5 protein-coding genes and 2 pseudogenes are annotated in these 8,609 nt (G+C 61.3%); all 7 read left to right on the forward strand.

Translation table 11 applies throughout. The features are described 5' to 3' along the window. The coding region (locus RIFP1SYM_RS14680; RefSeq protein ID WP_139042166.1) for an EAL domain-containing protein at positions 1–291 on the forward strand (291 nt) is incomplete at its 5' end. Between the two features lie 93 nt (positions 292–384). After that, entirely contained in the window at positions 385–1,344 is a 960-nt protein-coding gene (locus RIFP1SYM_RS14685; RefSeq protein ID WP_005966200.1) for a TAXI family TRAP transporter solute-binding subunit, read from the forward strand. A 67-nt stretch (positions 1,345–1,411) separates the two neighbouring features. After that, positions 1,412–3,972 (forward strand): annotated as a pseudogene (locus RIFP1SYM_RS14690) (TRAP transporter permease). Further along, complete coding sequence (locus RIFP1SYM_RS14695) at positions 3,969–4,439, forward strand: hypothetical protein (protein ID WP_005966203.1); 471 nt, start codon at positions 3,969–3,971, stop codon at positions 4,437–4,439. Before RIFP1SYM_RS14690 ends, RIFP1SYM_RS14695 begins: the two are co-directional and overlap by 4 nt. 47 nt (positions 4,440–4,486) lie before the next feature. Further along, the gene (locus tag RIFP1SYM_RS14700; protein WP_039960645.1) at positions 4,487–7,582 is read left to right on the forward strand and encodes an AsmA family protein; all 3,096 of its coding nucleotides are present in this window, start codon (positions 4,487–4,489) and stop codon (positions 7,580–7,582) included. Between the two features lie 184 nt (positions 7,583–7,766). Beyond that, the gene (locus tag RIFP1SYM_RS14705; RefSeq protein ID WP_006474265.1) at positions 7,767–8,249 is read left to right on the forward strand and encodes a C-GCAxxG-C-C family protein; all 483 of its coding nucleotides are present in this window, start codon (positions 7,767–7,769) and stop codon (positions 8,247–8,249) included. 62 nt (positions 8,250–8,311) lie between these two features. Then, a pseudogene (locus tag RIFP1SYM_RS14710) lies at positions 8,312–8,609 on the forward strand (endonuclease III); the annotation flags it as partial.

The following is an 8,609-nucleotide window of genomic DNA, read 5'->3' on the forward strand; positions in this document are numbered from 1 at the left end:
CGCTTTGCGCTGGACGACTTTGGTAGCGGTATGTCCTCCTTCGGTTACCTGAAAAACCTGCCGGTGGATTTCCTCAAGATCGATGGCTCCTTCGTGCGCGAGATGCTGGATGACCCGATCAATCTGGCGATGGTGAAGTCGATCAATGACATCGCCCAGGTACTGGGCAAGCAGACCATCGCCGAGTTTGTCGAGAGCGATGCGATCAGAGAGCAGCTGGCCAGTATGGGTGTCGATTTTGTGCAGGGCTATGCGATCTCGAGGCCTGAGCCCCTACCGGATCAACACTGAGGATAGCTGTCGCTCCCGATGGATTGGCGAAGCTGTTAGGATTGCCGCAATAAAAACCACAGGCCGGGCCGGGCGTCCGGTGATCCGGAGGCGATGATGAGAAAGGCCCTGTTGTTTATGTCGCTGTTTTCCCTGACTCTGTTGGCCCAGGCTGCGGAACAGCGTTTCATCAGTATCGGTACCGGTGGGCTGACCGGGGTCTACTATCCGGCGGGGGGCGCCATCTGCCGCCTGATCAACCGCAACCGGCGCAGCCATGGCATTCGCTGTGCCGTGGAGTCTACCGGCGGTTCCATCTTCAATCTCAACACCCTGGCGAATCGCGAGCTCGATTTTGCTATCGCCCAGTCCGATTGGCAGCTGCACGCCTACCAGGGTAGCTCCAAGTTCAAGGCCAAGGGTCCGAATAAAGATCTGCGCGCAGTCTTCGCGATCCACAGCGAGCCCTTTACCGTGGTCGCCAGGACTGACAGCGGGGTCAAGACGCTGGCCGACCTGAAGGGTAAACGGGTCAACGTCGGCAACCCCGGCTCGGGTCAGCGCGGTACCCTGGAGGAACTGATGGTGCTGCTCGGCTGGAGCATGGACGATTTCAAGCTGGCCGCCGAGCTGAAGGCCTCGGAGCAGTCCCGCGCGCTCTGTGATAACAAGATCGATGTGATGATCTTTATGGCAGGTCACCCCAATGCGGCGATCAAGGAGGCGACCACCGCCTGTGACGCACGACTGGTGCAGGTGGAGGGGGCTGCGGTGCAGCGGCTGATCGACTCGCTCTCTTACTACGCGCCGGCCACCATCCCGGCTGGGATGTACCGCGGTAACGACTTCGACGCCCATACCTTTGGTTCCAAGGCGACTTTGGTGAGCCGCGCCGATGTGGATGACGAAGTGGTCTACCAGCTGGTAAAAGCGGTGTTCGAAAATCTCGAGGCGATGCGCGGATTGCATCCCGCCTTTGCCCATCTCACCCCGCAGTCGATGCTGCAGGGCAACTCCGCCCCCTACCATCCCGGGGCGCTGCGCTACTATCGTGAAGCCGGGTTGATAGAGTAGGAGCCCTGCCCCGGGCTGGATCCTGATGCCGCGTTCAAGCTGGGCTGCATAGTGACGAATTTCTCCAATGAGTGACGCGTCCGCTAAGCTGCGCCTGGAGCAGATCGAGGCGGTGGAGCATGGCGGTCGCCGTCCCGAAGGCTGGCCGAAGCAGCTGTTGCTGGCAGTGGCTCTGGGCTGGGCGCTGTTCCAGCTGTGGGTGCCTCACCGATCCCCTTCGCGCTCGGCTTTGGCGTCTTCAACGACACCGAGGTGCGCTCGATCCACCTCGCCTTTGCGATCTTTCTCGCCTACCTCTCGTTTCCACCCCAACGAGGCAGGATCAGCCATCAGATCCCGCTGCTCGATTGGCTGCTGGCCCTGGTGGGGGCCTTCTGTGCCGGCTATCTTTTCCTCTTTCATCACTCTCTGGCAGAGCGTGCTGGTGATCCCAGCCTGCTCGATGTGACGCTCGCGGTGATCGGGGTAGTGTTGCTGCTGGAGGCGACTCGTCGCGCCCTCGGCTGGCCGCTGGCGATCGTCGCCGTGCTGTTTCTTGGTTACAGTTTTTCCGGTCCCTGGCTGCCCGATTTGCTGGCCCACAAGGGCCACTCGCTGACGCGGGTTGCCTCCCACCAGTGGCTCTCCAGCGAGGGGGTGTTCGGTGTTGCGCTGGGGGTCTCGGCGGGGTTTGTGTTTCTATTTGTGCTGTTTGGCAGCCTGCTGGAGCAGGCCGGTGGCGGCCACTACTTCATCCGTGTCGCCTTTGCCCTGGTGGGCCATATGCGTGGCGGCCCTGCCAAGGCTGCGGTGCTCGCTTCCGGGTTGACCGGCATGGTCTCCGGCTCCTCCATCGCCAATGTGGTGACCACCGGCACCTTCACCATCCCGCTGATGAAAAAGGTGGGGTTCAGCGGTGAGAAGGCGGGGGCGATCGAGGTGGCGGCTTCCACCAACGGCCAAATAATGCCGCCGGTGATGGGGGCGGCGGCCTTCCTGATGGTGGAGTACCTCAATATCAGCTATGTGGAGGTGATCCGCCACGCTGCGCTACCGGCACTGTTGAGCTATCTGGCGCTGATCTATCTGGTACATCTGGAGGCGGTGAAGGCGGGTATGCAGGGCGAGATGCGGCCGGTGCGCCGTCTCAGTGCCCGCCTGCTGGGGGCGGGGTTGATGCTGTCCGGTACGCTGCTGTTTTTTCTGCTCGCCTACTGGCTGGTGGAGGGCATCGCTAGCCTGTTAGGTGCGGCCGCCTTCTGGGGGGTGGCGCTGCTGGTGATGGGGCTCTATGTGGCGCTGATCTACTGCGAGGTGCGTTGTGATCTGCGCCGTGAGTCGGGGCTGGATGAGGTGATGAGCGTTGGCCGGGCGCTGTTGGGTGGGTTGCACTTTCTACTGCCGATCGTGGTGTTGGTTTGGTGTCTGATGCTGTTGCGGCTGTCGCCGGCCAGCGCGGTCTTCTACGCGATTTGCCTGATGCTGCTGATCCAGCTCAGCCAGGAGGGGCTGCGGGCGCTGTTTGCCCGGCGCAATCTGTCGGCGGCGCTACGCCACGGTGGGCTCTCGTTGATTCGTGGGTTGGAGAATGGCGCGCGCAACATGATCGGCATCGGAGTTGCCACCGCCACTGCCGGTATCGTGGTGGGCACGGTGAGCCTGACCGGGATCGGACAGGTGCTGGCGGAGCTGATCGAGAGTCTCTCTTTCGGTTCGGTCTTCTTCATGCTGCTGCTCACCGCGCTGGTTTGCATGGTGCTCGGTATGGGCTTGCCCACCACCGCCAACTACATCGTCGTCTCGACTCTGATGGCGCCGGTGATCGTGCAGCTCTCCGCCGCCCACGGGCTGGAGATCCCACTGCTGGCGGTGCATATGTTTGTCTTCTACTTCGGCATACTTGCCGATGACACGCCGCCGGTGGGGCTGGCGGCCTACGCCGCGGCGGGGATCTCCCGGGCCGACCCGATCCGCACCGGGCTGCAGTCGTTCTACTACGATATTCGCACTGCGGTGTTGCCGTTCATGTTCATCTTTAACACCGAGCTGCTGCTGATCGGGGTTGATTCCATCGGCCACCTGCTGGTTGTGTTTAGCTCAGCGTTGGCGGCGATGTTGCTGTTCGTCTCTGCCACCCAGGGTTGGCTGCTGGCGCGTAACCGCTGGTGGGAGAGTCTGCTGCTGTTGCTGATCGCCTTCTCCCTGTTTCGTCCCGATTACTGGCGGGATTGGCTCTATCCACCGGACCAGTTGCAGCCTGCCTCGCAGATTGCGGAGCAATTGCGTTCCACTACCCCGGGTGATTCACTGCGGCTGCAGGTGGAAGTGGAGCAGGAGAGCGGCCGGCTGGTAATGCGTGAACTGACCCTGATGGTGCCGGATCTGCCGGTGGCGGAGCGTCTGCAGGGTATGGGTTTCGTCACCGAGGCTGAGGGCGACAGTCTGCGAGTAATCGATATCGGCTTCATGAGCCCGGCGGAAAACCTCGGCCTGGAGCCGGGCTATACTCGTCGCATTGTCGGTTACCATGAAAGCCTGCAGCAGCCGTCGCACTGGTGGTTTGTGCTACCGCCGCTGCTGCTGTTGGGCGCTCTCCTGTTGGGGCAGCGGCGACGTATGAACAATAATCGGGAAGGAGAAGGAAGATGAGAGTGATTCTGGCGTGGATGATCCTGCTGATGCCGCTGCTGGCAAGCGCTGGGGGAGAGGCACCCGCGGCAGCGGGAGCCGTGCAGATCTATAAGTCGGACGAGGCCTATGAGGATGTCATCGACAACATCAAGATGGCGATTGAGGAACGCGGCATGTTGGTCAGTGGCACCCTGCATGTGAGCGATATGCTGAATCGTACCGGCCCCGATCTGGGCTACAAGGATGTCTTCAAAAAGGCCGAGTCGGTGGAGTTCTGCAGCGCGGTGATCTCCCACAAGATGACCCAGGTGACGCCGGAGAACCTGGTGATCTGCCCCTTCACCATTGCTGTTTATATTAAGGCCGCTGAACCTGAACAGGTCTATGTGGCGTTCCGCCGACAGTATCTGGCGGGAGATTCGGGCAAGGTGACCCAGGAGATCTTTGAACTGCTCGATGGCATCGTCAAAGACTCGATCGAGTAGCCAGCTGGCTTCTGCTGAGTGGGGTTCGCCCAAGAGGGAGGGTGGCGATGAAAAAGCTGGGGATTGCGCTGGGTCTGGTGTCGCTGTTTGTGATTGCGGTGCTACTCATCGGTTTGATCCTGCTGATGAACACCGACTTCAATCGTCTCAAGCCCTGGCTCGCCGCCCAGCTGAGTGAGGCGAGCGGGCGCGAACTGGTGATCGCTGGGGATCTTGAACTGCAACTCTCCCTCGAACCCCGTCTCAAGCTGCAACAGGTCAGCCTTGCCAATGCCCCCTGGGGAAGCAGGCAGCCGATGCTGCAGCTAGAGCATCTGGAACTGCAACTGCAGTTGCTGCCATTGTTGAAGCGCCGTCTGGTGGTGGATCGGATTGAGCTGGCTGGCCTGGATCTGCTGCTGGAGACCGACCCGGATGGGCAGGCCAACTGGCAGTTTGGCAAACCGGCGAAGAGTCGTCCCGCCGACTCCCGCAGCGGCAGGCCGTTATTGCCGGTGGTGCGTCTGGCACAGATCGAACGGGTCAGAGTCAGCTACCGGGATGGCGCCAGCGGCGAAATCGCCACCACCACCATCGATCATCTCCAACTCGGCGCAAACTCGGACCAGACCCTGTTGGAGCTGGATGGCAAGGGCGCCATCAACCAGCAGGCCTACAGTCTCTCCGGCAGGGTGGGGATGCCGAATGTACTGGCCAGCGCCCCCTTGCCGGTCGACCTGAAACTCGACCTGCCGGGGCTCGTCCTGGATCTGCAGGGCCAGATTCAGAACGCGCTGACGGGCAAGGGGATTAAGATCGCCTTCAGCCTGGATCTGCCCAACCCGGCGCAGGCTCTGGCATCAGCCGCCAGCATGCTGCCGGCATTGAAATCTGTCGGGCCAATACCGCATCAGCCGATGCGGCTCAGCGGCCAATTCAGGGACCAAGCGGATGGCTATCTCATCGAGCAGCTCAACTGGAGCCTGGGTGACAACAACCTCACCGGCCGCTTGGCATTCACGCCTGGCGGCAAGCAGCCGCGTTTTGATCTGGCGCTCAGATCGACCCTGTTGGATCTGGATCAGTTGCTGCATCCCCAGGCAGAGGGTGAGGCGCGGAAAACCGCGCTGCCCCAGCCAGTGGCTGCGCAGGCGCAGTCGTCGGATCATCTGTTTGATCTCAGACTCTCCGATGAGCCCCTGCCGCTGGCGATGTTGCAGGCGTTCGACGCCCGGCTAAGCTTCCAGGGCCAGCGGATCATCACCCAGGGACTGAGCATCGAGGCGCTGGCACTGGAACTCTCGTTACAAGCCGGCAGGCTGGAGCTGAAACCCCTCTCGCTGAAGCTGGCGGAGGGTCAGATCGAGGCTGACCTGACCCTCGACAGCACTAAATCCACACCGGCCCTGGGAATACAGCTGACGGCGGAGCAGCTCGACCTGGCAATCTTGGCTCGCGCCTTGGGCGTGGAGCAGATCAGTCAGGGCAGGCTGGATCTGATTATCGACCTGCGGGGCAGAGGTAGATCGCCCCGTGCCCTGTTGCAGCAGCTGCAGGGCGACAGCCATCTCGAGCTGAAGCAGCTAGCGCTGCAGCTCAAAAATCCGCAGCGCAAATCGCTGCTTCCACTGCGGCTCGAACATCTGCGGATGGGGTTCGATGCTGCCAAAGGGCCGCTGGCGTACCAGCTGGTCGGCAGCTATGGGGAGGATCCTTTTAGCGCGGACGGCCAGATCGGTTCCCTGGCTGAACTGTTGTTGAGTCGGCCGACCCCGCTACAGATCAACGCTGCGGCGTTGGATGCGGCGCTCTCGATAGAGGGTATGGTCAAGATTCCGCTGACGGCCAAAGAGGTCGAGCTGCAGCTTGGCCTGGATGCGCCCCATCCGGATAGAACCGTCAAGGCGCTGGCTGCGTGGGTGCCGGCGCTCAAAGAGGCCGGGCCGATACCCGCTCTGCCGCTGAAAATTTCGGGCCAGCTGAAAGCGCAGCAGGATCGCTATAGCCTGGATGAGATGCTGCTGACTCTGGGCAATAGCGACCTCTCCGGCTGGTTGGTGTTGAGCCTCGAGGGTGAGCGCCCGGCAGTGGAGGCGGAGCTGGCCTCCAATCTGCTGGACATCGATGCGATCTTTCCACCACCGCCGCAAATACAGACACCGGTTCAGAAGGCTCAGAGGGAGTCGAGCGAGATTCTGGAGGTGGATTCGTCGGGGGAGAAGGCAGCAGAGCCAGCGGCACCGGCGTTCCTCTTCTCTAAAGAGCCCCTGCCGTTGGAGAGCCTCAAGTTGGCTGATCTGGAGCTTGTCTATCGGGCGAAACAGATCAGCGGCCGTGGCCATGTAGCCAAAGATCTCGAGCTTCAGCTCTCGCTGAAGGATGGCATCCTGCAGCTGAAGCCGCTGCAGGGCCTCTTTTCTGGGGGCAGGATGAGCAGTCATCTCAGGCTTGACAGCCGCCCCTTGTTGCCCCGTTTGGAAACAGATCTGCAGATTAGCCAGCTCGACTATGGGGCGTTGCTGGCGGGACCGGGAGAGGCGCCGCAGTTTGCCGGCAAGGCTGATCTGGATCTGCAACTGCGAGGCTCGGGAGATTCTGTGCATGAGCTGATGGCGGGGGCGGATGGTGAGGCCCGTCTAGTGATCAGTGATGGGCGCTATTCGAGCGGGGCGATCGGTTTCCTCGCTACCGATCTGCAGGCGCTGTTGCCGTCGCCCGATGATAAAGAGGGCCAGCCGATCAACTGCGGTGTGGTCCATTTCGATATCGTAAAGGGCCAGGCGGATGCCCGGGCCATCGTCTTCGATACCGGTGCCTTGTCGCTGATCGGCACCGGTAAGATCGATCTGGGCAGAGAGCAGCTGGATCTGCGTCTGGACCCGCGGGCGAAGAATATCAGTGTGATGAAGCTGACCCTGGTGCCGCTCAGTGTTGGGGGCACGCTGGCGCATCCGACGATTACCCCCAAGGTGGCGGGAACACTGAAGACCACCGCCACCACCCTGACCGCGCTAGCCACCGGCGGAACCTCCCTGCTGGTGGAGGCGCTGGCGGAGAAGGTGGTGGATCAGATCGATGAGACCGACTACTGCACTATGGCGTTGAACGGCAAGCGGGTTGAGCCCGCGTTTCTCGGCACCGTCAAAAAGGAGAGTGGGGATTAACAGGGTGAAGAGGCAAACCGGATGGGGGGTGGTGATCTACCCATTGCAGAGTGAGCAATCCGGCACATGGCGGAGTGGTGTTGCCCTTCAGCGGCCCCCCAGATGCTCCGATTGCCCATAATCAATGCCGCAGCTGCACCATTTTGCTGAAATTGACGGATCTTCAATCCCTGCTGGAGTAGTAATGGACAAGGAAAAGCGCGCACAACTCGCCGAACAGGCCTATGCGAAGGCGACTCAATATGAACTGGATTATGGCTGCTGCCCTCAGTGTGTGTTGGCCACGGTGCAGGAGACCATTGGCATCATCAGTGACGAGACGATCAAGGCGAGTCATGGCCTCTCTGGCGGTGGAGGTCTGATGGGGCAGGGCGCCTGCGGTGCGCTCACCGGTGGCCTGATGGCGCTCAGCGCCAAGCGCGGGCGGGATCGGGATAAACTCGACCGGGGGCGAGGCATCGGCAACTTTCGCAAGGGTCGGGAACTGGTCGAGCGCTTCCGCGAGGAGTTCGGCGGCATCACCTGTGAAGAGTTGCAGCAACGCTTCACCGGCCGCACCTATGACCTGTGGGATGCAACGGAATACAAAGCCTTTGCCGATGCACGCGGTGAGCAGTGTGCCCGCGCTACTGGTGTGGTCACCAAATGGGTGGTGGAGATGATCTGAGCGGTGCTGAACTGCTAGACTTCCCGCTTTCTGTCTTCACCAGCTGGGGCTCCACGATTGAGATGAACCAAGAGAAGCGCCGGCATATCTTTGAGCGGCTGCAGCAAGCCAACCCCAACCCCACCACGGAACTTAACTACAGCTCGACCTTCGAGCTGCTGATTGCGGTGATCCTTTCCGCCCAAGCTACTGACAAGGGGGTCAACAAGGCCACCGCCCGGCTCTTTCCGGTGGCCAACACTCCGGCTGGGATCCTCGAACTGGGCGAGACGGGGTTGAAGGAATACATCAAGACCATCGGCCTGTTCAACAGCAAGGCGAAGAATATCATCGCCGCCTGTCGGATGCTGCTGGAGCATC

It is taken from the genome of endosymbiont of Riftia pachyptila (vent Ph05) (assembly GCF_000224455.1).
Lineage (GTDB): Bacteria > Pseudomonadota > Gammaproteobacteria > Chromatiales > Chromatiaceae > Endoriftia > Endoriftia persephonae.